We start from the raw sequence: 23,351 nt of genomic DNA on the forward strand, positions 1-23,351 counted from the left end.
ACCCTCGAAGCACGTCCGATACCAACGGCCCAGTCCGCGAGATCGCGGTGTCACGGTCGAGCCTGCGTGACGCATCACGCCACGCTTGAGGCAACGCTGCGCGACGCCTCGAAGTAAGGAGGGAAGTAAGGAGGCTAGAAGAGGTTCACCCAGCCGCCGATGCCGGCGTGGATCCCGAAGTGGAGGACGGAGATGTCCCGATCGATGGTGGTCGTGTTCGCGCCGGCGGTGGTCGAGATGGAGCGGTTGCCCGAGACCGGGATGTTGAGCATCGGCCCGACCGTGATGAGGAAGTGCTCGACCGGGATGATCGCGAGCTGCGCGTCGAGGTCGAGCGCGAAGAGCGTGTCGGTGACGCTGATCTCGCGCGGCGCGTTCGCGACGGAGGTCTCGACCTTCGCGCTGAGGGAGTAGAACGAGAAGCCGCCGCGCGGCCAGAGCGCGAGGTGCTCGCCGAGCGGGATGATGTAGCCGACGCGCGGGGCGAGGCCGATCGCGGTGTAGGTCGGGGCGTCGACCTTCACCGTGACGCTCGAGTTCGGGCCGGTCGAGCGCTCCTCCGACGTCGAGCCGCCGAGGCCGAAGCCGAACGCGAGCGCGGCGCCGAGCGTGAGGTGGGGGATGATCGTGAAGTCGAACGCGACGCGCGGGAGCGAGTGCATGTTCACGGGCTGCGAGAACTCGCCGACGCCGTCCTCCGAGCCCGAGAGGTCGCGCCCGAAGAGGAGCGAGATCCCGCTCCGGTTCGAGGACGTCTCGCGGATCTCGGTGATGTTGATCTGACCGTCGCGCTCGACCGAGCTGTGCGTGTACCCGAAGAGCGGGACGAGGCGATCCCCCGTGATGATGAGCTCGCCCTTCTCCCCGAACCCGTTCGCGTGCCCGGCCGCCTTCGCGTCGGTCGCGGAGGCGAAGAGGACCGCGCCGACGAAGGTGGAAGCAAGGAGGGGCCGCAAAAAAGCCTTCATGCGGCGCGACCGTAATCGCGACGTTGGGCGACCTCAAGCACGAGATTTACGGCAGCGGCCCGCAGATTTGCGGCATTTTTGCCGTTTCGAAGGCGGTTCGGGGGGCGGCGAGATCGGGGCGCTCGAAATCGAACGGTGGGTTGTCCGGGTGGTAGGCGCGGCGTCCAGGCTGGCTCCAGTCGACGGCGCTCCGGACGGCGGGGGAGAGGCTCGGGGCGCAGCCCTTCACGAAGCTCGTGTTCGTCACGGCGAGGAGATCGGACGCGTGCTCGCACGCCTGAGGCGAGGGGCCGCTCATGACCTCGCCGCTCACCTGGCCGACGAAGCGTCCCTTCCGCGCGCGGAGCCATGTCCACTCCTGACTCCACGTCGAGGCGAAGAGGCCGCCGATGCCGAAGCGCGCGCCGCGCGATCCGTCGCGCGGGCGGACGGGGAGGATCTCGGCCGGGACGTCCATTCGATCGGCCGGTCGATGGATCTCCGAGGCGAGGCTCGAGAGCGCGATCATCCACACCGCCTCGCGGAGCGCGCTCACCGAGACGCGGCCGACCTCGGCGGTGGTGCTCCCGCACGCCGTTCGGTACGCCGCGCCCGTCGCGAGGTCGTAGACGTCGAGCGCCCAGCAGTGGCTGCTCCCGGACGCGACCGCGAAGAGGCCGTCCGCCGGCGCGCGGAAGCGGCCGAGCGGGAGGACGCTCCGGTACGGCGTGCGCTCGAGCCGGCACGCGCGGAACGCCGACCACCGCTCGAGCGGCGGCTCGTTCCGCACGTGCGCTTCGCACGCCTCGAGCTCGTCGTCGGCGTTGGGCATTCGTCGCTCGAGGGCCTTGTCCGCGCGCCGGTACCAGCCCGCCGCTTCGCCTCGCCCGCACGTCGCGTCGCTCGCGGCGCAGAGGAGCGGCGCGAGGACGTGCGTGTCGTTCCCATCGAGGAAGAATGAGCTCCGCGGGAGCGGCGGCGTCACCGCCCGATCGAGCCGCGCCTTGCCGCTCAGGTAGCCGGCGAGCGCGTCGTGTCCGCCGTCGCTCCACCATCGCTTCAGCGCGAGGCCCGAGTCGAGCTCGAGCTCGTCGTCGGGGAGATCGGCGCCCGCGAGCTCGAAGCACGGCGTGAGGAGGAGCGCCTTCATCGCGTCGACGACGGGCTTGGTCGGCGCGCTCGGTCCGTCCTCGAGCCGGTCGATCCGCGCGTCGAGGGCGGCGAGCGCGAGGCGGGCCTCGTCGAGGCCGCCACCTTCCGAGGTGCACGGGCGGAGCGCGTCGGCCGGGATCTCGGCGGCGTCTTCGATCGAAGGGGGCGGAGAAGGAGCGAGGACGACGGCGACGTGGGCGTCGGCCGGCGGCGCGGTCGGTTCACCCGCCTTGCATGCGACCAGCAGAACGGCCGTCCATCCGACTTCTCGCGGCGTCATTCCGACCTACCGACCATCCGCTCAGCCGTTCGTTCCAACCACTTCAACTATGGACGTAAAGGTAGGCGAAATGTTTGCCGAAGCCCGGCTCGACAAACCATCATAAGCAAACCAAGATCAGGAAGGGTCGAGGGCACGTGCTGTACCGAACTCTCCGCTCGCGCATGGGTGTCGCGCCGCCGGTCCGCGCGGCGTCCGCCAAGTCGACGCCGCCCCCGCCGCCGCCGCGTTGGGGGAAGGGCGTGCGCCGTGCGGGCATCCTCGCGAGCGTCGCGCTCCTCGCCCTCGCGATGTTCGGGGCCACGTCGTCGTGGGGACGCGGAGACAAGCAGGCGATCGTCGCGTCGAGCGACTCTTCTTCTCCGCCCGCCGCGATCGTGACCGGAGCCGTCGCGACGCCGCCGCCGTCGTCGCTCGTGCCGGACGCGGACGCGGAGGCGCCCTCGGGACGCGAGTGGCGGCTCGTCTGGGGACGCAGCTGGCAGATCGTCTCGCCGCCGGGCGAGGCCACCTCCGTCACCGACGCGCGCGAAGGCAACCGCGGGTCGTGCCCCGCCGGCATGATCGAGGTCGCGGGGAAGATGAAGCAGCACTTCCTCCTCGACGAGCTGCAGATGAAGACGTCGTGCACCGACTGGATCGACAAGAAGTGGCCGGAGCGTTGCGGCGCCTACGATCGCGACAAGTGGCTCGCGGCGTCGAAGGACCTGCCCACGCAGCCGATGCACTTCTGCATCGATCGCTACGAGTACCCGAACAAGAAGGGCGAGTTCCCGGTCATCCTCGTGAGCTGGTACGAGGCGCGCGACACGTGCGCGTCGCTCGGCAAGCGGCTCTGCAAGGAAGAGGAGTGGACCTTCGCGTGCGAAGGTGAGGAGGCGTTGCCGTACCCGAGCGGGTACATCCGCGATCACGCGGCCTGCCTCAACGATCGCCCGTGGAAGCAGTTCGACGACAGCGCGTACCGCCCGCGGAGCGGCGAGAAGGCGAAGGCGGAGCTCGATCGACTGTGGCAAGGCCTCCCGAGTGGTGCACGTCCGCTCTGCAAGAGCCCGTTCGGCGTCTACGACATGGCCGGCAACGTCGACGAGTGGACGCGATCGACCACCGCAACGGAGCGCCAGAGCACGCTGAAGGGCGGCTACTGGGGGCCCGTGCGCACGCGCTGCCGTCCTGCCACGAAGGCGCACGACGAGCACCACATCTTCTATCAGCAGGGGTTCCGCTGCTGCTCCGACGCCGGCGGCTGATTCCGACGAGCCGTCTAGGGCACGCCGCGTGCACGGTGATAAGCCGAAACCATGCGGCGCGTCGTTCGGCTCTTCGTCTGTCCCGCCGCGCTCGCGTTCCTCGTCGTGTCGCTCGCGGTCGCGTGCGGGGACGGCGCGCAGGGATGCCGCGTCGACACCGACTGCCCGACCGGCCACATCTGCCGCGGCTCGCTCTGCGACCTCGCGAACCCGGAGGCCGGCGTCATCGACGCGGAGATCGCCCCGCTCGACTCGAGCGGCACCACCTGCTCGGGCGAAGGGATCTTCTGCTCGCAGCCGAGCGAGTGCTGCTCGCAGATCTGCGCGGAGGGGCGCTGCGCGACGTCGCCCGCGTCGACGCCGCTGTGCCGGGGCCTCTACGAGCTCTGCACCGACGACTGCTGCGCGGGCTTCACGTGCAACCAGGGCAGCTGTCGCTAGAGCTAGAGCTAGAGCGCCTTGCCCATCGCGACGTAGCCCTTGTCGACGTAGACGGTGGAGGCGGTGATGCCGCTCGCGAGCGGCGAGCAGAGGAACGCGGCCGCCCTGCCGACCTCCTGCGCCGTGATCGCCTCCGGGAGCGGTGCGTTCGCCTTCGTGTACTCGATCATCTGGCCGATGAAGCCGATCGCGCCCGCCGCGCGCGACGCGAGCGGGCCCGCGCTGATGCAGTTCACGCGATGACCGTACTTGCGGCCCGCCTCGAACGCGAGGACGCGCGTGTCGCTCTCGAGCGCGGCCTTCGCCGAGCTCATGCCGCCGCCGTAGCCCGGGATGACGCGCTCCGCCGCCATGTAGCTGAGCGAGAGGAACGCGCCGCCCTTGCGCATGATCGGGGAGAAGCGCTGGACCATGGAGACCATCGAGTACGCGCTGACGCCGATCGCGCCGAGGTAGCCCTTGCGGCTCGTCTCGAGGAGCACGTTCTTCACCTCGGGCCCGTTCGCGAGCGAGTGGACGACGATGTCGACGCAGGCGTCGCCGAAGTCGGCCTTCATCTTGTCGACGGTGGCCTGGATGCTGACGTCGCCGTGCTCCTTGTACCGCTTGTTCTCGCGGATCTCCTCGGGCATGTCCGCGCCGACGTCGAACTCGGCGTCGAGGGCGTAGATCTTCTCGAGCTCGAGCTTGCCGCCGCCCGCCATCGCGAGCGACTCGTCGAGCTTCCCGCGGCGGAGCAGCGTCTGGAAGATGCCGAGCGCGGGCGGCCACGTGCCGACGCAGACCGAGGCCCCCGCCTCCGCCAGCGCCTTGGCGATCGCGAAGCCGAACCCACCGTCGTCGGCGACCCCCGCCACGAACGCGCGCTTTCCCGTCAGGTCGATGCTCAGCATGCGCGCACCATCATCCGAACGCGGCGCGCGGTCAACGACGGTGGATTAACGCGGCGTTAGTTTGAGCTCAAACTAAATCGGCGGCCTTGCTCGTGGATTCTTGCCACGACGAACAGGTGCCTCCTTGCGATACATTCGAGCGGCCATGAAGAGCCTCCCCCGTCTCATCGTCGCGGCCGCCGCGATCGTCTGTGCTGCTCCCTCGGTCGCGCGCGCGGAGCTGCCGACCCTCACGCAGGCGATCGAGGCGGCGAAGACGCACGCGCTCGTCGTCGTCGAGGCCGAGGAGCAGGTGCACGTCGCGAACGCGCAGATGAAGGGCGCGCGGCTGAGCGCGATCGGCAACCCGTACATCGATCTCCAGGTCGACAAGGGCTTCGGCAACGGCGTGCAGCAGGAGCTCCAGGTCCTGACGTACTCGTACATCCCGATCGACGTCGCGGGGCAGCGCGGCAAGCGCGTCGACGAGGCGGAGCGGCTCATCGCGTGGCGCAAGATGGGGCTCACGAGCTCGGAGTGGATCGCCGCCGGCGAGGCGGCGGCCGCCTACGGTGAGCTCCTCGTCTCCTCGTCTCGCGTCGTCGAGGCGAAGGCGGGCGAGGCGACGGCGCGCGAGGAGGCGAAGTACTTCCAGGGGCGCTACGACGCGAAGGACACCACGCTCTACGAGAAGAGCATCGCGGAGGCGGAGGTCGCGCGCTGGGTGCAGTCGCGCGCGGAGGCGGAGCTGCGCGTGGCCTCGAGCCGTGCGCGCTTCGAGCAGGTCACCGGCATGCTCACCGACGGGAGCCCGCCCGCGCCGGCGAGCGTCCTCCTGCCGGCGCTGCGCGGCACGTGGGACGACGGCCAGATCGCGCGCGTCGTCGACAGGGCGCCGAGCATCTCGCGCCTCGCGGCGGAGAAGTCGTACTGGGACGCGTCGATCGAGCGGTACGAGCGCGAGAAGATCCCGCCGGTGTCGTTCGAGATCATCGCCGGTCGCGGCTCCGCGGGCGAGGCCCGCCTCGGCGGCGGCGCGGTGTTCACGTTCCCGGTCACGCGGCGCTACCAGGCGGAGATCGCGCGGGCCGAGAGCGGCCGAGAGCACGCGCATCGCCAGCTCGACCTCTATCGCGGGATCGTGGTCACGCGGCTGCGCGCCGCGCGCGACGCGATCGCAGCGGTCAACAGGGCGCTCGACGAGCTCGACAAGAACGGCATCCCCGCGCTCGAGCGGGCGGTCTCGACCTCGGTCGAAGCATTTCGGGCCGGCAAGATCGACCTCACCCGTGCGATGCTCGCCCGTCGTGATCTCGCGATCGCCCGCGCGCGCCGCCTCGACCTCCTCGAAGCGTCGTGGCGCGCCTACGCCGATCTCCTGATCTTCTCCGGCGAGCTCCCCTGATGATCCAACTCCCGTCTCTTCGCCACGCGCTCCTCCCGTTCCTCATCGGCGTCACCGCCGTCGGCTGCGACGCGTGCGGCGACAAGACGGGCGGGAAGACGCCGGTCCCTCCCGGCTCCGGGAGCACGGTCGGTCCCATGATCGTGGATCAGGACGGCGGCAAGGTGCAGGTGACGGCGACGATCACGGAGGAGCTCGCGGGCAAGGTCGGGGGGCCGCTCCCGAAGAGCGGGAAGATGAAGGCGGCGACGCCGATGGCGGTCCAGTGCAAGTCGGGCGCGCAGCCGGTGAGCCCCGGCATCTACGGCATCGCGTGGGCCGACGGCGACAAGGACCTCGGCGCGACGGAGCATCGCTGGGGCGGCAACACGACGACGCGCTACAACCCGAAGCTCGGGAACGCGTGGAGCACCGCGAACGACTGGTTCTTCGAGAACGTCGAGATCGACTCGTGGGAGAAGTTCGTCGACAAGGCCGCGCAGAAGGGCGGGCGCGCGGCGATCACGGTCCCGATCATGGGCTGGGTCGCGAAGGACACCGAGAGCTGCGCCTTCACGACGAAGGAGTTCCCGAAGCAGCAGAAGACCGATCCGAACCGCAAGCACTGCGGCAACGGCCTCAAGCCGGACGGCAAGACGAAGCTCGATCCGCCGAAGGACCCCTCGAAGTGGCAGACGAAGATCACGCCGGAGGACGTCGCGGCGTGGATCGCGAAGATCAAGGCGGCGGACGCGAAGCGCGGGAAGAAGGTCGTCTTCGAGTACATCCTCGACAACGAGCCGGCGCTCTGGGACTCGTCCCATCGCGACGTCCACCCCGAGCCGACGACGTACGACGAGCTCCTCGAGAAGACGATCGCGTTCGGCACCGCGGTGCGGAAGGCCGATCCCGAAGCGATCATCGCCGGCCCCGCGGAGTGGGGCTGGCCCGGCTACTTCTTCAGCGGCAAGGACGCGAAGGCGGGGTTCCCGCTCAAGCCGGATCGCCGCGCGCACGGGGACGAGCCGCTCCTCGCCTGGTACCTGAAGAAGCTCGCCGAGCACGAGAAGAAGACGGGGGTGAAGGTGCTCGACGTCCTCGACGTCCACATCTACCCGCAGGCCGACGGCGTGCAGTTCGGCGACGACGAGGGCGGCGACGGCGCGGGCAACACCGACAAGGCGACGAACGACCTCCGCTTCCGCACGACGCGCTCGCTCTGGGACCGCGAATACAAGGACGAGTCCTGGATCGACGACGCGGTCTACCTCATCCCGCGGATGAAGGACCTCATCGCCGCGAACTACCCCGGCCTCGGGTTCCAGATCGGCGAATACAACTTCGGCGCGGAGCAGCACGTCGCCGGCGCGGTGGCGCTCGCGGAGGTGCTCGGCCGATTTGCCCTCTACGGCGTCAGCCACGCTTACTACTGGACATATCCGAAGAAGCCAAAACCCGCCTATTGGGCATTTCGGGCATTCCGCAATTACGACGACGCCGGCGGGCGCTTCCAGGACAACGTCGTCGCCTCGAGCTCGCCGAGCGGGACGAGCCTCTACGCGAGCCGCGACGAGAGCGGCAAGAAGTGGGTCCTCGTCGCGCTCAACTTCAGCGCCGACCACCCCTTCGAGGCGACGATCAACCTCGACGGCTGCGCCACGCCGACGGCGGTGAAGGCCTATCGCTACGGCAACGGCGACGCCGCGATCGTGCCGGGCACCGCCACGATCGCGGGCGCGGGGCTCGAGGTGAAGCTCGCGCCTTACTCGATCAACGTCTTCGAGCTGACGTTGCCCTGATAGTTGTTGACTACATCGATCGCCTGCTCCATACCGGAGAGAGATGCGCGCGGTCGCTTACATCCGGACGGAGGGAGGCTCGCCGGCGGAGCAGCGCAGCGCGATCGAGTCGTGGGCGGCGCGTGAGGCCGCGCTCGTGCTCGCGTGGCAGATCGACGCCGGCGTCGGCGGCGCGACCCCGATCGCGGAGCGGCCGGGGCTCACCGCGGCGTACCGCGCGATCCGCGAGCACCGCGCCGGCGTCCTCGTCGCCGCGAACGCCGCGTGCTTCTCGCACGACGAGCTCGTCGCGTGGCTCATCGAGCGCGCGGCGCTGAGCGAAGGCGCGACGCTCGTCACCGCGGACGGATTGACGGCGGAGCCACGGGTGTCGCCCGCGCCGCGGTCCTACACGCGCGGCGCGGTCGATCTCGCGCGCGCGTACGATCGTGTCGTCGTGCGCGGCCGCATTCGCGCGACGCAGGCGGACAAACGCGCCCGCGGCGAGCGCATCGGGAACGTGCCGTACGGCTACCGCGTCGCCGCCGACGGCGTGCACACGGAGCCGGATCCGGCGGAGCAGGAGGTGCTCGCCACCGTGCGCCGCCTCGCGAGCGAGGGCCTCTCGCAGCGCGCGATCGTCCTTCACCTCGCCGCCGCGGGCGTCGCCGGCCGCACCGGCTCACCGCTCGGACAGACGCAGGTCTCGAAGCTCCTGCGTCGCTGAGCGCCACTGGTCGTAGGCGCGCTGGAGGTCGGTGACGAACGCGGTCGCGAGGTCGGCGTAGCCCTGGCGCGAGAGGTGGACGCGATCGGGCTGGCCGCGCGGGTAGGCCTCCGTCGCCCATCGCGCCATCGCGCCTTCGCCGCCCATCGCGGCGAGCTGGTCGTAGAACGCGCAGCCGGCGGCGTGCGCGACCTTGCGCTCGCGCGCGACGATCTCGACGAGGCGCGCCGGCGTCCTCCACCCGTCGCCCGACTTGTTCGCGCGATCGGGCGGACCGAGCAGGAGGCACGACGACGACGGCGCCGCGCGCGCGATCCGGAGGGCGGCGGCGGCGGCGTCCGCCTCGAAGGCGTCGAGCGACGTCTCGACGTCGATCGCGTCGTTCGTGCCGTACGCGAGGATGACGAGCTCGGGCGCGCGATGACGGAGCTGCTCGGTGAAGTGCGCTTCGTTCCACGAGAGCGCGGTCGCCACGCGCGCGCCGTTGATCCCGAGCGCGTCGAGGACGAGGCCGTGCTGCTCCGCGCGATCGAGCGCGAGCCCGAAGAGGCGGACCTCGCCGTCGCCGAGCGCGCGCGCCTCGATCCGGTGCCGCGTCGCCGCGGAGAGCTCGACGGCGTGGAACGCCGAGCGACGCGCTTCGGCGCGGGTGGCGACGCGGGAGCGGACGCCGTCGACGACGAGATCGAAGCTGCCGCCGCCCGGCTGCTCGAGGTAGTAGAGCTCCGCGCGCGACGTGGTGGCGAGGACGTCGATCCACGCGCGGGAGCCGCCTTGACGGCTCGCGAGCGCGAAGCCGGAGAGGCCGAACACGCCGTCGCCCCCGGGCTGGCGCGAATGGAGCGCGGTCATCTGCGTCGACCACGCGCCGGCGGTGCCTTCGAGCACGCCCTCTTGCGACCACGCCTTCCACGGCAGACCGATCGGGACGAAGCCGCGCCCGCCGTCGCCGAAGCGAGCCTGGAGCTGGCGGCGCATCGGGCCCGTCTGCCAGTCCGCGGCGGTGTGCGAGTCGCCGAGCTGCACGACGCGGACGTCGTCGGTCGCCGCGCCGGACTCGAGCCGCGCGAGCGCCGCGAAGAACCGCGCGAGCGCGGCGGGGCGCTCGAGCGATCCGACGGCGAGCGGCGGCTCGGGCTCTCGCGGCGGCGCGATGGCGAGGCGGGGCGGCGGCGCTTCGCGCGGCGTGGGCGCAGCGGCGGGCGGCGGCCGGCACGCGACGAGCGCGAGGGCTATCACGGTCAGGGGCTTCGCCCCCGACACCCCCACCCCGGGACACGGCCCTCGAAGACTCGGGGCGCTTCGCGCCCGCTGTGGCGGCCGCGTCCCGGGGCCCCGCTTCGACAGAGCGCTCACCGGGGCGAGAGCGTGACGCGATCGCTCGAGCCTGTCACGTCCTTCGCGCTCAGCCGGTCACTCGGCGGCTCGCGAGCTGCGCGGCGGTCGGGCGCTTCACGTCCCACGCGAGCCCCGTCCGCTCGAGGAGCGCGATGAGCCACGCGCTCGGATCGAGCTCCCCCGCGCGGACGCCGTGCACGGCCGACGTCGGGAACGCGTGGTGCGCGTTGTGCCACGACTCACCCAGCGACGGGATCGCGAGCCAGGCGACGTTCGAGCTCCGATCGCGCGTCTTGAACGGACGGCGGCCGAACACGTGGCAGATCGAGTTGATGCTCCACGTCACGTGGTGAACGAAGAAGGCGCGGGCGAAGCCGCCCCAGAGGAGACCGGAGAGCCCGCCGCGCCACGTGCCCGACAGGACCGCGCCGAGGACGAACGGCAGCGCGAGCGTGAGCGCGGCCCAGAGCCAATAGAGCCGGTCGACGGCCGCCACCTGCGCGTCGCCGACGAGATCGGGGACGAAGCGCCGGATGCGGGTCTTCTCCGTGTCGAAGAACCAGCCGACGTGCGCGTGCCACATCTTCCCCAAGGCCCCGCGTCCGCCGACGTGCGGCGAGTGGGGATCGCCCGGACGATCGCTGAAGGCGTGGTGACGGCGATGATCGGCGACCCATCGGATCACCGGGCCCTGGAGGGCCATCGAGCCCGCGACGGCGAAGGCGACGCGGACCCACCGCGCGCACTCGAAGCTCTGATGCGTGAACAGGCGGTGGAAGCCGACCGTGATGCCGAACCCCGTGAGCAGGTACATCAGGACGAACACGGCGACGTCGGTGAGGCCGAGGACACGCCAGGCGATCGCGCCGATCAGCCCGAGGAAGGGGACCACGACGACGAGGGTGGCGAACGTCCGCTCGGCGCGCAACGTGCTCGGCGAGAGGTTCTTCGTCGCCTGCCCGGTCCGCGCTGACGCCGGTACGGCCCGCGCGGTCGCGTCATCGGTCTGCGCGGCCGCGTCGTCGATCGATATGGCGTTCATTGGGCTGCCCTCCTGATTCGCGGCGCACCATAGAGGAGCGCCGGCGAACGGCGGTCATGAGCCGGTCACGATTTGGTCAGGCGCGCGGCGCTCGCGGAGTCAGCGCGGCGGGTCGTGGTGGAGCCTGCGCTCCGGGTGCTCGCGCTCCTTCGTGAGGTCGCCGGGCTTGCCGCTCGGGGACTCGCGCGAGATCGCGTCGTGCGGGCCCGGGTCGGTGCTTCCTGCCACGGCCTCGATCAGCGCCGTGATCTTCAGGAGCTCGAGCTCGGGGTCCAGATCGATCGCGCGATCGAAGGCCTCCGGCGTGATGCCCGCGAGCTTGCTCGCGCGCGCGAGCTCGTGCGCGACGACGGAAGGGTCCTCCGCGCGCGTGGGCTCGTGCCGGATCGCCTCCGCGGCCGTACGGATCACGTCGATGAGGAGAGCGCGAGAGATCTCGGTTGCCATATCCCCTTCGACACGCAAGCTCGATACCATCGCTCCATGACGGCGCGTGGTCGCGGTGTCGGTCTCGTGCGCGCTCACGCGCGAGGAGGAGCTCTTCTGCTGGGGCCGCTGGTACACGGAGCGAGGGCGCGGCCGGCGCGCGTGCGCCTGAGATAATTGGCTATTCTCTATTTGCCAAAGATGCCAATTCGATGCTGGTGGCGTCGGCGCCTTCGGCGCTGATGGCTTGAAGGCCGATCGGCAATCCTTCGCGCGAGCGGCCGGCCGGGAACGCGGTCGCGGGCAAATAGGAGAGCGACGCGAGGCTCGACCACAGCACCTGCGTGAGCGGCGGCGGCTCGTCGTGCGGGCGAGCCGTCGTCGGCATGACGGGGCACACGAGCACGTCCCACTCCTCGAAGAACGCGCGCCACGCGCGGCGGATCGCGCGTCGCTCCGCTTCGGCGTCGGGCGGCGGGGCGTGCCCGGCGACGATCGCGCCGACGAGCGCCGCGAACGCGCGCCGGTGCGTCGCGAGGTCGAGGGCGGGGCGCGCGCGATCGGACACCGCCATGCCACGTCGCGCCGCGGCGTCGGCGAACGACTGCGCCGCGGCCGCGATCTCGTCGTCGACGGGCGCGAACGGATCGGTGGGCCACACCGCGACGCGGCGCGCCGGGCGCGCGGGGGCTCGCGTGAGCGGCCGCCCGGCGAGCACCTCGAGCGCGAGCGCGAGGTCCTCCGCGCTCCGCGCGAGCGGGCCCGCGACGGCCATGTCGGGCGCGCGCGGCATCGTGGGGAGGCCGTGGCCGGCGAGCGAGACGAGGCCGAACGTCGGCTTGTGCCCGAAGACGCCGCAGTAGTGCGCGGGGTTGCGGACGGAGCCGCCGAGGTCGGAGCCGACGTCGAGCGCGGTGAGCCCCGCCGCGAGGGCGGCCGCGGCGCCGCCGGACGAGCCACCGACGCCGCGCGTGGGATCGCAGGGGTTCGCGGTGCGGCCGAAGACGGGATTTTCCGTGTGGAAGTCGGCCAGCATCGCCGACACGTTCGTCTTGCCGAGCAGGACGGCGCCGGCCGCGCGGAGGCGCGCCGCGACCTCGGAGTCGCTCGTCGCCGGGTCCGCGGGCCCGAGCGCGCCGCACGTCGTCGTGAGGCCGGCGACGTCGAAGGACTCCTTCAGCGTGAGAGGCACGCCGTGGAGCGGGCCGAGCGCGGCGCCGTCGTCGCTCGCGAGCGCGGCGTCGGCCTCGCGCGCCGCCTCGAGCGCGCGCTCGAAGTCGCGGACGACGACGGCGTTGATCGCTCCGTCGAGCCGCTCGATGCGGTCGATGAAGTGCCGCGTCAGCTCCACCGAGCTGCACTCGCGCGCGCGGATCCGCCGCGCGAGCTCGAACGCGGTTGACTCGTGGGCCTCGGCGCGAGATGTTGGTGAGGCTCGCTGTGCACGCGCGAGCTCCGCGAAGAGCGCGTTGCGCCGGCGCTGGTTCTCCTCCGGCGTCAGCTCTTCGATCCGCTGCGTGAGGACCCACAGGTGGCCGAACGGATCGCGGACACGGGCCATGCGCTCGCCGCAGAGCTCTCCGAGCGGGAAGACGATCTCGGCGCCGGCGAGGACCGCGCGCTCGAGCGCCGCCGTCGCGTCGTCGACGCCGAGCTGCAGCACGACCGGCGAGCCGCCGAGCGACGGCGGCGCGTCGGAGTTCCACGCGCGGAGCTCCTCGGTCACGGAGAAACGAGCGTCGCCGACGGTGAGGTCGGCGTGGCTGATGGTGCCGAGGACTTCGTTGTCGTAACGGACGACGAGGTCGGCGCCGAAGGCGCGGGCATAGAAGGCGAGCGCGGCGGGCGCGTCGCGGACGACGAGGAGCGGGACGAGGAGGTTTGGCATTCCGCGACGATGCGCGGAATCCCGAAAAGGCAATAGCTGCCTAATTCGAATTGGCGGCGCGACGCTTTGGACGTGTGTCCGGGATCAGCCCAGGAACGATTTGGGGATCGCGAGGTGCCGCGAGCGCAGGAACTCGCCGAGCGCCTTCGCCTGGCGATCGAGGCGGAGGCTCGCGATCGCGCCGCCGGCGAGGAGGCCGCGGATGACGAAGTTCACCGCGCGGAGCTTCGGGAACGCGTAGCGCTCGACGCGGAGATCGCGCGCCTCGGGGAGGAGCTCGCGGAGGCACTCCACCGTGACCTCGCTCGCGAGCCAGGTGAACGCCTCGTCGGTGCGGACCCAGAGCCCCACGTTCGCGTCGCTGCCTTTGTCGCCGGAGCGCGCGTCCACGATCGTCCCGAGCGGCGCGACCGTGAGCGTGCTCATCGCCGTCACCAGCGTGTCGCCCGCGCGTCCCTTCGGCGCCGCGGGCGCGGCCGCCACCGTCGGGACGCGCGCGTCGAGCGGCGTCATCTCCGGCGGGGGCGGGATCGCCTCCGTTCGCCCGTCGTGATGCGTGACCGTGTGCGCGAGCGCGGACTGCGCGACGAGGGTGGGCCAGTAGCCCGTCGTCTCGGTCGCGGGGCCGGGGAGGTCGAGGGCGAAGAGGCCGGGGTAGCTCGAGAGGCCTTGCTCGATGAGGGCGGAGGAGAACGCCCGCGACACCGCGCTCTCGTCGTCGCTCGTCGCGATGACGCGGAGGAGGACCGTCGCGCCGTCCTGGGTGGACGCGTTGGTCGCGGGGGAGCCGATGCGCTGGAAGGTGAGGGCGGCCTTCGTCTTCGCGAGCGCCGCGCGCGTCGCGCGCTCGAACAGCGCGATCTTCGCGTCGACGTCGAGGCCGACGAACGCGAGGGTGAGCTCGTTCCTGAACGTGCCCTTCGTCGTGATCGCGACCTTGGTCGTGGGGGGCGGCGGCTCACCCGCGACGCCGCGGATCGCGACGCGATCGGCGCCGGCCTCCTCGAGCTCGATCGAGTCGAGGCGCGTGACCACGTCCGGGTTCGCGTAGCGCGGGCCGCCGACCTCGTAGACGAGCTGCGCGGTGACGGTCCCGATCGTGACGGCGCCGGCGGTGCCGGGGTGCTTCGTGATCACGCTGCTCCCGTCGGCGGCGACCTCGGCGATCGGGAAGGCGGGGTGCACGAGCTCCTCGATCTGCTGGAACGACGAGTAGTTCCCGCCCGTCGCCTGCGGCCCGCACTCGATCACGTGTCCGGCCGCCACCGCGCCGGCGAGGCGGCTCCAATCCGCGCGTCCCCACCGGTGCCACCACGCCGCCGCGCCGACGACGAGCGAGGCGTCGGTGACGCGCGGGCAGATCACGACGTCGGCGCCTTCTTCGAGCGCGCGGACGATGCCCCACGCGCCGAGGTAGGCGTTCGCGGTGTGGACGAAGCCGGCCTCCTTCGGCAGCGGCGCGCCCGACTCGGTGCTCGCGAAGTCCTCGTTCGTCGCGCGGAGCTCGTCGATGCGCGGCACGAGGTCGTCGCCGGCGACGACCGCGACCTTCGGCGCGACGCCTGCTTTTTCGCCGAGCGCGCGCACCGCCTGCGCGAGGCCGACCGGGTTGAGCCCGCCCGCGTTGACGACGACCTTGATCCCGCTCGCGAGCACGGTCGCGAGCACGGGCTGGAGCTGCGCGAGGAACGTCGGCGCGTAGCCGAGGTCGGGGTTCTTCCGCCGCTGCTTGCCGAGGATCGCCATCGTGACCTCGGCGAGGTAGTCGCCGGTGACGACGTCGATCGGCCCTCCACGCACGACCTCCGCGAGCGCGCTCATGCGATCGCCGAAGAAGCCAGAGGCGTTGGCGATACGGACGGGGCGCTTGGCGTCGGGGCTCGTCATGACCGGAATGTAATACGATCGCACGACGGGGGTGGGTAGGCGCTGGCGTGCTGGGGGGGCGGCGGTGATCTCCGCGAGACGTCGCGTGCGGAAAGACCTTCGCAGCGCCGCACGAGAAGACCTCGCCGGTGAGGAGGCGGTAGTGCAACGCCTAAGAAGAAAAGACGCGGCTCACTGGTAGGTGAGGGTCATTGATCGTCCGGCGCGCGTAGGGGTGGGCTCTCGAGGGTGATGCGGCCGATCGCGCCCTGGCGGAAGTCGTGAATCAGCGCGTCGGCGGCTTTGTGCATGTCGACGACGCCGCCGGCGCGGAGGCCGCCGCGGCGTTTGCCGATCTCGACGAGGAGGTCGTGCGCGGTCGCGGGGAGGGACTTCAGCTTGTAGCGCGCCGTTACCAAAGAAGGGTAATTGGCAATCAGGTATCCGGCGCCCCACGCCGCGACGGTCTCGTAGTCGAGCGCGGAGTCGGGGATCGCGCCGCCGAAGGCGAGGCGCAGGCCCGTCTCTTCGTCCTCGATCTTCGGCCACATGATGCCGGGGTTGTCGGCGAGGACCAGCCCGTCGAGGGTGACGACCTGCTGGCTCTTCGTGACCGCCGGCTCGTCGCCGACCTTGGCCACCTTGCGGTTCGAGAGCGTGTTGATGAGGGTCGACTTCCCGACGTTGGGGATGCCCACCACCATCGCGCGCGGCGTCTTCGCCTTCGCCGGCGCGAGGCGGCGCGCGAGCTCGGGGATGCGCGCGCGGATCTCGCCCGGCTTCGTCGTCGTGATCGCGAGGGCGAGGACCTTGCCCGGGGGCAGGCCGTCGCCGGGGCTCGGATGGACCTCGGTCTCGAAGAAGTCGATCCACGCCTTCGTGCGGGCCGGATCGGCGAGGTCGCTCTTCGAGAGGACCTTGATGCACGGCTTGTGGCGCCGGAGCTCGGTGACGACGGGGTTCTCGCTCGAGCGCGGCATGCGCGCGTCGAGCACCTCGATCACGACGTCCTGCGACGGCATCGACTCGGCCATGAGGCGCCGAGCCTTCGTCATGTGTCCGGGGTACCACTGGATCGCCATCGCGGCGCCCAGCTTAGCGCGTCAGGCCGCCTTCGCTTCGGCGTTCAGCTCGGAGAGGAGCTCGTCGAGCGACTCGCCGACCTGCGACGAGATCTTCTTCGGGATCGAGTCCGTCTCGGCGAGGAGGTCGCGCAGCTTCGACGCCACCTTCTTGATGTCCTTCCGCGCCGCCTCGCGCTTCTGGTGCTCGGTCGTCGGGAAGAGCGTGTCCTTGTAGAGGCGCGCGACCTTCGCCATCGGCGCCCCCTCGTCGAGGATCTTGTGGCGCACCTCCGCGACCGCCTCCTTCGGGATCGAGTCGTCGGCCTCGGCCTTCTCCTCGACGCGGCGCAGGTAGTCGATCGCCATGTAGCTCGGGAGCGTCTCGCCGATCGGATCGCGCTTCAGCACCTCCGGCGCGCGGCGGTGGAGGAACATGAAGCTGCCGGTCAGCTTCTCGACCGTGTCGGCGCGGAGCTTCAGCTCCGCCTTCGCGTAGCTCTCGAAGCCGTCGTAGCCCCAGCGCTCCCAGGACTTGTCCTTCTTCACGCGCGAGAGCGCCTCGCCGAGCTCGATCCAGGTCGTCTTGAACCGACGGCTGAGGCGCAACATCGTCGCGCGCTCGGGGTCGTCCGCATGCTGCTCTTCCAGTGCCGCGAGGGCGCGATCGACGTTCGTCTGTTCCATCGCGGCTCGCTCTACGAGACTGCTCCGTCGCTCGCAACAGGGCGGCGCGGGAGAACCTGTGGAGGGGATGGGGACGGGATCGGGAGGGTTTTCGCGCGGCGCCGCGAGGGGCGCGCGCGAAGCTGTGGAGAAGAAAATCGTCCGCGCCGGCGACTACAGGAGCGGGCTCAGGAGGCGGGCGCCCGCTTCGGCGAGGCGCCAGCGGAGCGGGCTCGTCTTGCGGACCGCGGGCGTGATCTCCTTCGCGTGCGCGAGATCGCGGTCGAACTGCGCCGCGAGATCGTCGGCGTGCGGCGGGCCGTACGCGATCGCGGTGACCTCGAAGTTGAGGCGGAAGCTCCGGTTGTCGAGGTTCGCGGTGCCGATCGCGGCGAAGAAGTCGTCCACGACGAGCGTCTTCGAGTGGATCATCGTCGGCTGGTACTCGAACACGCGGCCGCCCGCGGCGAGGACGTCGTCGAAGTAGGAGCGCGCGGCGGCGGTGACGACGAGCGAGTCCGAGAGGCGCGGCACGAGGATGCGGACGTCGACGCCGCGCAGCGCCGCGGTGGTGAGGGCGGTGAGGATCGGCGCGTCCGGCACGAAGTACGGCGTCGTCACGAGCACGCGCGTCTCTGCGAGCGCGATCGCGGCGAAGTAGAGGCGCTGGATCGGCTCGCCCTCGCGGTCGGGGCCCGACGCGACGATCTGCACGCGGTGCGCGCCCTCGTTCGTGGGAGGAGGGAAGTACTTCGGCTTCCGTGCGGTGTAGCCGGTCGTGTACTGCCAGTCGTCGAGGAAGACGAGCTGCAGCCAGCGCACCGCGTCGCCGCGGAGGCGCACGTGCGAGTCGCGCCACGGCGCGGGCTGGCCGCGGCGCACGCGACGGCGGCTGCCGCGCTCCGTCTCCTCCTCCGGCACGTAGTCGTCGCAGACGTTGATGCCGCCGGTGAAGCCGACGACGCCGTCGCATACGACGATTTTCCTGTGGTTGCGGAAATCGATGCGGCTCCGGATGCGCGCGAGCGAGACGGGGTGGAAGCGCGCGAAATAGACGCCCGCGTCGCGCATCTCCTGGACGAGCGACTTCTTCAGCGCGCTCGAGCCGACGTCGTCGACGAGGACGCGCACCGTGAGCCCGTCCTTCGCGCGCGCGATGAGCGCCTTCGCGAGCCGGTCGCCCGCCCGCCCCGACTCGAAGATGTAGTACGCGACGTGGACGTAGAGCTTCGCCTCGGCGATCGCCTGCTCGATCGCGGCGTAGGTGGACGCGGCGTCGTGGAAGACGGTGACCTCCTCGCAGCACGAGGCGGGGGGCTCGCCGGAGCCGATCGCGAGGCGCTCGAGCTGCGCGACGCGGGGATCGCTCGGCGCCGTGGAGGCTCTGGCCTCGTCCGCGCGCGCGAGCTCGGCCGCGCTCTCCCGCGCGCGGGCCTTCCCGCGGGCGAGCCGGTGCTTCATGCGTTTTCGCGTGATGCGCCGCGGACCGAAGAAGAAGAACACCACGAAGCCCGCGTACGGCAGCGCGATCAGCGCGAGGATCCACGCGATGGTGGAGACCGGCGGGCGCTTCTCGAGCAGGATCCACGTCGCGAGGATGACGACGTAGACGATCTCGGCCGTCGTGAGGATCGTGACGAGCACGGCCCGTGCACACTAATACGGCCCGTCATCGTCGTCGCGGAAGCGCTTCCTTGCCGCCGCGAAATCGCATCTGGGTTAGGATCGCGCCACCATGCTCCCCGAGCAGCGCGCCACCAGCTACGCGAACGATCCCTCGACCTCCACCGTCGTCATCGTCTCGCCGCCGACGGACAGCGGCCTCGCCGGCGATCAGCCCGCGCGCCTGCTCCTCGACGGCGCGAGCCACGTCGTGGGCGTCGACGTCGCGCCCGACTCGCCGCAGCGCCTCGTCGTGATGCTCGGACCGCACGAGGTCGTCGCCCGCGCGGAGGACGTCCGCGTCACGGTGGAGGGCAGCGGCGGGACGGTCCGCATCCAGGGCCAGGCGGCCAAGCTCGTCGCGGCGGGCGCGAATCCGTACGTCTTTTGAAGCGGGCGTGCGTCATCGGCGCGGGGTCGTCGGGCATCGCGGCGGCGAAGGCGCTCTTCGAGGCGGGGATCCCGTTCGACGTCTACGAGGCGAGCGATCGCGTCGGCGGAAACTGGGTATTCGGGAACGTGAACGGGATGTCCTCGGCGTACGAGGGCCTCTACATCAATACGTCGCGCGATCGGATGCAGTACACCGATTTCCCGATGCCGCGGGACTATCCCGATTTTCCGCATCACAGCCAGATCGCGCGGTACTTCGAGGCCTACGTCGACCATTTCGGGTTCCGGGACACGATTCGATTCCGCACCACGGTGGCGCGCGCGGACGAGAGGCCCGACGGCACCTGGAGCGTGCGGGTCCGCGGCGCGGACGGAGAGGAGACTCACGAGTACGGCTGGCTCCTCGTCGCCAATGGCCATCACTGGGATCCGCTCCTCCCCGATCCGCCGTTCCCGGGCACGTTCGCGGGGCGGGAGATGCACGCGCACCACTACAAATCGAAGAAGGAGCTCGAGGGCAAACGTGTCGTCGTCGTCGGAATGGGCAACAGCGCGATGGATATCGCGGTGGAGTCCTCCGAGGTCGCGGCGCGCACGTTCCTCTCCGGCCGCCGCGGCGTGCACGTGCTCCCGAAATACATGCTCGGGCGGCCGCTCGATCAGATCTTCACGTCGGCGCGGATCCCGTGGAAGGTCCGCCAGAAGATGGCGGAGGCGGTCCATCGCCTCGCCGTCGGCGACATGACGCGGTACGGCCTCCCGAAACCCGATCACCGCCTCGGCGACGCACACCCCACGATCTCGGGCCGCATCCTCGATCGCTTGAGCCACGGCGCGATCACGCCGAAGCCCAACATCGAGCGCCTCGAGGGCGACCTCGTCCGCTTCGTGGACGGCTCGGTGGAGGAGGCGGACGTCATCGTCTATTGCACCGGATACAAGGTCACGTTTCCGTTCTTCGACGAGGCGCTCGTCGCCGCGAAGGACAACGACTTACCGCTCTTCTTGCGCGTCTTCGATCCGCGGCGCGCGCGCCTCGCGTTCGTGGGGCTCCTCCAGCCGCTCGGCGCGATCATGCCGCTCGCGGAGGCGCAGGGGCGCTGGATCGCGAAATGGATCAAAGGCGACTACGTCTTGCCGCCGCTGCCGGAGATGCAGCGCCGCATCGAGGCGGAGCGAAGAGCCATGTTCGCTCGGTACGTCAGGTCAAAACGCCACACGATGCAGGTGGACTTCGACGATTACCTCCTCGACCTCAGGCGCGAGATCGCCCGCGGCACGCGTCGCGCATAGCGCCGCGCGGAGGGCGACGATCGAGCTACGATCGTTCGCGCGTGGCGAGCGATCCGTTCAGCAAGATGCTCGGGGTGGCGGCGGGCGCGTTCGATCGGGCGTTCGCCGCCGCGATCCAGGCGCGCGGCCGCCGCGATCGCGCCGAGGCCGACAAGATGCCTCACGCCGAGCGCCTCGCGAAGCTCGCGGCGGTGGCGTCGCTCTACTCCGACGCCGCGCACGCGGAGTTTTTCCCCCGCCCGCGCCACGTCGACCTCACCCTCCGCGACGTCCGCCCCGGCGTCGCGGAGGCGCACTGGCGCTCCGCCTTCGAGCCGTACGTGAGCGCGGTCGCGGATCGGTACCTCTCCCACGTCGAGAACCGCACCGCGCGCGCGCGGCTCTACTTGGGAGCGGGGAAGAGGCGCGCGGCGGTCATCGCGATCCACGGCTACATGGGGGGGGCGTGGCTGCTCGAGGAGAACACGTGGCCGATCGAGTGGCTGCAGCGGCGCGGGCTCGACGTCGCGCTGCCGGTCCTGCCGTTCCACGCCGGCCGCGGCGGCCTGCGGAGCGGCGCGCCGAAGTTCCCGAGCGCCGATCCGCGGATGACGAACGAGGGCTTCCGCCAGGCGGTCGCCGACGTGCGCACCCTCGTCCGCTGGCTCCGCGATCGCGGCGCGCCGCACGTCGGCGTGATGGGCATGAGCCTCGGCGGCTACACGACGTCGCTCGTCGCCACCGTCGTCGAGGAAGGCGAGATCGACTTCGTCATGCCGATGATCCCGCTTGCGTCGATCGCCGACTTCGCGCGCGAGCAGGGGCGGCTCGGGCTCGGCGCGGAGGCGGACGAGCAGCACGCCGCGCTCGAGCGCGCGAACTGGGTCGCGAGCCCGCTCGCGCGGCCGCTGCGGATCCCGAAGACGCGCGCGCTCGTCGTCGCGGCCGAGAACGATCGCATCACGCCGGTGACGCACGCAGAGCGGATCGCGAAGCACTTCGACTGCGAGCTCCGCACCGTCGGCGGGGCGCACCTCATCCAGATCGGCCGCGGCGACGCGTTCCGCGCGCTCGCCGCGATGCTGGAGCGTGACGGGATCCTCGCGCGGCGCTGAGCGCGCTCGCTCGCGTGCGAAGACCTACTTCACGACCGGCGGCTCGGGCGCCTTGTTGTCGGGCTGGATGCACGAGGAGAGGTCGAAGAGCATGAACTCGAGCGCCTTCTCCTGCGGGGAGAGGTCGGTCGTGTGGCAGCCGCTCGGCCAGTCGGGGCCGCTCCAGTCGCCGGCGCTCACGTGGAGGCCGCTGTACACGACGCGCCCGCACTTCTCCTCCTCCGGCGCCGGGATCGGCGTGTTGAAGGAGAGGTACTGCACCGCGGTCTTGCCGCCCTCGCGCGCGTTGGGGAGCGTGATCCACGAGGTCGCCTTCGTCGCGTCGACGGCGTCGACGTTGTGGCGCGCCTCGACGATCGGGAGCTGGCCGTTCGTCAGCGCGTCGACGCCGGGCTGCGCGAGCCAGTCGTGCATCGCCTTGCCCTTCGGGAACGACTGGTCGACGGTGCCGCTCACGACGCAGTCGTCGGACGAGTTGCACGGCTTCTTGCGATCGGCCCACGTCGCGAGCTCGGGGAAGGGGCTCACGATCTTGCCGGCGGGCTCCGGCCCCGCCTCGTCGACCGGGAGCTTCCGCGAGGTGTCGAACCAGAAGCGATGCCAGTGCGACGCGAAGATGCGGCCGCCCGCGTTCGCGTAGTCGTGCATCGCGACGAGCGCCTCCGGCGGCTTGTTGTCGGGGTCGGTGACGCCTTCGCACGAGAGGATCACCATGTCGTATTGCATCAGGCGCTCGCGGCTCGACCAGAAGTCGACCGCCTTGCCGAAGTCCCTCCCGCCGTGCGCCTGATCGAAGCGCTTCGTCGACGCGAGGACGCCGCTCGGCTGTCCGCCGGCGTAGAAGCTCACGCGCCCGTCGCCGCTCGGCATCGTGAACTCCGACTCGTCGATCCCGATCTTCTTGAGCCAGCACTCCATCGTGTCGAGGCCGCCGGTCGTGAGCGCGATGCGGGGGAGGTCGCCTTCGCGCTTGTTCCGCGGCATGCGGATCGCCTCCGCGTCGAGCTCGGTGCTCGTGCACTCGGGGACGTTCTGCATCACGAGCTGCCGCCGCCACTTGCCGATCTGGACGACGAGCGGGATGTCCGCGCCGACGGGCACGTTGTCGAGCTTGAAGCGGCCGTCGACGCCGGTGAGCGCGGTGACGAGCGGCTCGCCCGAGACGCTGCCGCAGCGGTCGCAGCTCACGCCGTCGACGATCGGCGCGACGGGCGCGTTCGGGACGTAGACGAGGACGTTGTAGAGCGGGACCTTCCCGGCGGGATCGCGCACGACGCCGGTGAGCGAGGTCGTACCGCCGCCGGCGCACACCTTCTGGCGCAGGCACAGGTTCGTGCACGGGACGCCGCCTTCGCCGTCGCCTCCGCTCGCGCCGCTGCTCGTCCCGAAGCCGCCGCTCGAGCTCGAGGTGCCCTGGTCCGGCTCGGGATCGCTGCCGAAGAGGGAATCGACGATGCTGCCGCAGCCCGATCCGAGGAGGAGGACACCGAGCAGGAAGGTGCTCAAGAAAGGCCCGACGATTCGCATAAGTCGACTCCGGCGCCCGCTTAGCACTGCGACTGTTGCGGGGCCATGCGGTCGTGTCTACCCTCTCGCTCCATGAGCAAGACGCGGACCGAGGTCCTGGAGGAGTCGCGGAAAAAGGGGATCGTGGCGTCCGCGGGAGCGGCCGGCGCGGTTGCGGCGGGGGTCCTCATCGGACCCGTCACCGGGGGCCTCGCGGCCATCCCGGCCGCCTACCTCGCGTACAAGTGGTGGCGTCACCGCGCCGAGAACGGCATCAAGGTCTGA

21 protein-coding genes are annotated in these 23,351 nt (G+C 71.0%); 9 read left to right on the plus strand and 12 right to left on the minus strand.

What is annotated here, in order from left to right; all coding sequences use genetic code 11:
* Positions 1–134: 134 nt before the first annotated feature.
* Together KF837_01575 and KF837_01580 are read right to left on the minus strand one after the other, a co-directional pair.
* On the minus strand, positions 135–968 hold the full coding sequence (locus KF837_01575; GenBank protein ID MBX3225966.1) for a hypothetical protein: 834 nt from the start codon (positions 966–968) through the stop codon (positions 135–137).
* 46 nt (positions 969–1,014) lie between these two features.
* Positions 1,015–2,379, minus strand: a complete 1,365-nt coding sequence (locus KF837_01580) for a hypothetical protein (protein ID MBX3225967.1) — start codon at positions 2,377–2,379, stop codon at positions 1,015–1,017.
* Positions 2,380–2,543: 164 nt separating this feature from the next.
* On the opposite strand from KF837_01580, the gene KF837_01585 reads away from it, so the two are divergent.
* Both KF837_01585 and KF837_01590 read left to right on the plus strand, forming a co-directional pair.
* Entirely contained in the window at positions 2,544–3,629 is a 1,086-nt protein-coding gene (locus KF837_01585) for an SUMF1/EgtB/PvdO family nonheme iron enzyme (protein MBX3225968.1), read from the plus strand.
* A 51-nt stretch (positions 3,630–3,680) separates the two neighbouring features.
* Positions 3,681–4,070 (plus strand): hypothetical protein, encoded by a 390-nt coding sequence (locus KF837_01590; GenBank protein ID MBX3225969.1) that lies wholly within the window; start codon positions 3,681–3,683, stop codon positions 4,068–4,070.
* Between the two features lie 8 nt (positions 4,071–4,078).
* On the opposite strand, the gene KF837_01595 is transcribed toward KF837_01590, so the two are convergent.
* Positions 4,079–4,963, minus strand: coding sequence for an enoyl-[acyl-carrier-protein] reductase (locus tag KF837_01595; protein ID MBX3225970.1), 885 nt, complete (start codon positions 4,961–4,963; stop codon positions 4,079–4,081).
* A gap of 145 nt (positions 4,964–5,108) precedes the next feature.
* Here KF837_01595 and KF837_01600 point away from each other — a divergent pair, with 145 nt between their 5' ends.
* Genes KF837_01600 through KF837_01610 form a run of 3 tightly spaced genes read left to right on the plus strand, consistent with a single transcriptional unit; the run spans position 5,109 to position 8,831 of the window.
* Positions 5,109–6,347, plus strand: coding sequence for a TolC family protein (locus KF837_01600; protein ID MBX3225971.1), 1,239 nt, complete (start codon positions 5,109–5,111; stop codon positions 6,345–6,347).
* Positions 6,347–8,125 (plus strand): hypothetical protein, encoded by a 1,779-nt coding sequence (locus KF837_01605; protein ID MBX3225972.1) that lies wholly within the window; start codon positions 6,347–6,349, stop codon positions 8,123–8,125. Before KF837_01600 ends, KF837_01605 begins: the two co-directional genes overlap by 1 nt.
* A gap of 43 nt (positions 8,126–8,168) precedes the next feature.
* Positions 8,169–8,831, plus strand: a complete 663-nt coding sequence (locus KF837_01610; protein MBX3225973.1) for a recombinase family protein — start codon at positions 8,169–8,171, stop codon at positions 8,829–8,831.
* On the opposite strand, the gene KF837_01615 is transcribed toward KF837_01610, so the two are convergent.
* The 8 genes from KF837_01615 to cls all read right to left on the minus strand — a co-directional run bounded on the left by KF837_01615 (position 8,787) and on the right by cls (position 18,762).
* Positions 8,787–10,070 (minus strand): hypothetical protein, encoded by a 1,284-nt coding sequence (locus KF837_01615; GenBank protein ID MBX3225974.1) that lies wholly within the window; start codon positions 10,068–10,070, stop codon positions 8,787–8,789. The two genes, KF837_01610 and KF837_01615, sit on opposite strands and share 45 nt — an antisense overlap.
* Positions 10,071–10,236: 166 nt before the next feature.
* Complete coding sequence (locus tag KF837_01620) at positions 10,237–11,211, minus strand: acyl-CoA desaturase (GenBank protein ID MBX3225975.1); 975 nt, start codon at positions 11,209–11,211, stop codon at positions 10,237–10,239.
* A gap of 99 nt (positions 11,212–11,310) precedes the next feature.
* Entirely contained in the window at positions 11,311–11,622 is a 312-nt protein-coding gene (locus KF837_01625) for a hypothetical protein (GenBank protein ID MBX3225976.1), read from the minus strand.
* Positions 11,623–11,818: 196 nt separating this feature from the next.
* Positions 11,819–13,525 (minus strand): VOC family protein, encoded by a 1,707-nt coding sequence (locus KF837_01630; GenBank protein MBX3225977.1) that lies wholly within the window; start codon positions 13,523–13,525, stop codon positions 11,819–11,821.
* A gap of 84 nt (positions 13,526–13,609) precedes the next feature.
* Complete coding sequence (locus KF837_01635; GenBank protein MBX3225978.1) at positions 13,610–15,412, minus strand: DUF1446 domain-containing protein; 1,803 nt, start codon at positions 15,410–15,412, stop codon at positions 13,610–13,612.
* A gap of 188 nt (positions 15,413–15,600) precedes the next feature.
* Positions 15,601–16,473 (minus strand): ribosome biogenesis GTPase YlqF, encoded by an 873-nt coding sequence (gene ylqF, locus KF837_01640; protein ID MBX3225979.1) that lies wholly within the window; start codon positions 16,471–16,473, stop codon positions 15,601–15,603.
* A 21-nt stretch (positions 16,474–16,494) separates the two neighbouring features.
* Positions 16,495–17,139 carry a hypothetical protein gene (locus KF837_01645; GenBank protein ID MBX3225980.1) on the minus strand — a complete coding sequence of 215 codons (645 nt, stop codon included), beginning with the start codon at positions 17,137–17,139 and terminating at the stop codon, positions 16,495–16,497.
* 153 nt (positions 17,140–17,292) lie between these two features.
* Positions 17,293–18,762, minus strand: a complete 1,470-nt coding sequence (gene cls / locus KF837_01650; protein ID MBX3225981.1) for a cardiolipin synthase — start codon at positions 18,760–18,762, stop codon at positions 17,293–17,295.
* Positions 18,763–18,853: 91 nt separating this feature from the next.
* Between cls and KF837_01655 the strand changes: the two genes are divergently transcribed.
* Genes KF837_01655 through KF837_01665 form a run of 3 tightly spaced genes read left to right on the plus strand, consistent with a single transcriptional unit; the run spans position 18,854 to position 21,560 of the window.
* Positions 18,854–19,171 (plus strand): hypothetical protein, encoded by a 318-nt coding sequence (locus tag KF837_01655; protein ID MBX3225982.1) that lies wholly within the window; start codon positions 18,854–18,856, stop codon positions 19,169–19,171.
* Entirely contained in the window at positions 19,168–20,466 is a 1,299-nt protein-coding gene (locus KF837_01660) for an NAD(P)-binding domain-containing protein (protein ID MBX3225983.1), read from the plus strand. The genes KF837_01655 and KF837_01660 overlap by 4 nt, the downstream gene beginning before the upstream one ends.
* A 41-nt stretch (positions 20,467–20,507) precedes the next feature.
* A complete protein-coding gene (locus KF837_01665; GenBank protein ID MBX3225984.1) occupies positions 20,508–21,560 on the plus strand; it encodes an alpha/beta hydrolase in 1,053 nt (350 codons plus the stop codon).
* A gap of 24 nt (positions 21,561–21,584) precedes the next feature.
* Here the strand turns inward: KF837_01665 and KF837_01670 are convergent, their stop codons facing one another.
* Positions 21,585–23,066 (minus strand): carboxypeptidase regulatory-like domain-containing protein, encoded by a 1,482-nt coding sequence (locus KF837_01670; protein ID MBX3225985.1) that lies wholly within the window; start codon positions 23,064–23,066, stop codon positions 21,585–21,587.
* Positions 23,067–23,159: 93 nt separating this feature from the next.
* Here KF837_01670 and KF837_01675 point away from each other — a divergent pair, with 93 nt between their 5' ends.
* Positions 23,160–23,351, plus strand: a complete 192-nt coding sequence (locus KF837_01675) for a hypothetical protein (GenBank protein MBX3225986.1) — start codon at positions 23,160–23,162, stop codon at positions 23,349–23,351.

Origin of the sequence: Labilithrix sp. (genome assembly GCA_019637155.1) — a bacterium.
Lineage (GTDB): Bacteria > Myxococcota_A > Polyangia > Polyangiales > Polyangiaceae > Labilithrix.

Bases quoted from the DNA above. Each gene is read 5' to 3' on its own strand.
- KF837_01575 (MBX3225966.1), bottom strand. From the start codon at position 968: ATGAAGGCTTTTTTGCGGCCCCTCCTTGCTTCCACCTTCGTCGGCGCG.
- KF837_01580 (MBX3225967.1), bottom strand. From the start codon at position 2,379: ATGACGCCGCGAGAAGTCGGATGGACGGCCGTTCTGCTGGTCGCATGC.
- KF837_01585 (MBX3225968.1), top strand. From the start codon at position 2,544: ATGGGTGTCGCGCCGCCGGTCCGCGCGGCGTCCGCCAAGTCGACGCCG.
- KF837_01590 (MBX3225969.1), top strand. From the start codon at position 3,681: ATGCGGCGCGTCGTTCGGCTCTTCGTCTGTCCCGCCGCGCTCGCGTTC.
- KF837_01595 (MBX3225970.1), bottom strand. From the start codon at position 4,963: ATGCTGAGCATCGACCTGACGGGAAAGCGCGCGTTCGTGGCGGGGGTC.
- KF837_01600 (MBX3225971.1), top strand. From the start codon at position 5,109: ATGAAGAGCCTCCCCCGTCTCATCGTCGCGGCCGCCGCGATCGTCTGT.
- KF837_01605 (MBX3225972.1), top strand. From the start codon at position 6,347: ATGATCCAACTCCCGTCTCTTCGCCACGCGCTCCTCCCGTTCCTCATC.
- KF837_01610 (MBX3225973.1), top strand. From the start codon at position 8,169: ATGCGCGCGGTCGCTTACATCCGGACGGAGGGAGGCTCGCCGGCGGAG.
- KF837_01620 (MBX3225975.1), bottom strand. From the start codon at position 11,211: ATGAACGCCATATCGATCGACGACGCGGCCGCGCAGACCGATGACGCG.
- KF837_01630 (MBX3225977.1), bottom strand. From the start codon at position 13,525: ATGCCAAACCTCCTCGTCCCGCTCCTCGTCGTCCGCGACGCGCCCGCC.
- KF837_01635 (MBX3225978.1), bottom strand. From the start codon at position 15,412: ATGACGAGCCCCGACGCCAAGCGCCCCGTCCGTATCGCCAACGCCTCT.
- ylqF (MBX3225979.1), bottom strand. From the start codon at position 16,473: ATGGCGATCCAGTGGTACCCCGGACACATGACGAAGGCTCGGCGCCTC.
- KF837_01645 (MBX3225980.1), bottom strand. From the start codon at position 17,139: ATGGAACAGACGAACGTCGATCGCGCCCTCGCGGCACTGGAAGAGCAG.
- KF837_01655 (MBX3225982.1), top strand. From the start codon at position 18,854: ATGCTCCCCGAGCAGCGCGCCACCAGCTACGCGAACGATCCCTCGACC.
- KF837_01675 (MBX3225986.1), top strand. From the start codon at position 23,160: ATGAGCAAGACGCGGACCGAGGTCCTGGAGGAGTCGCGGAAAAAGGGG.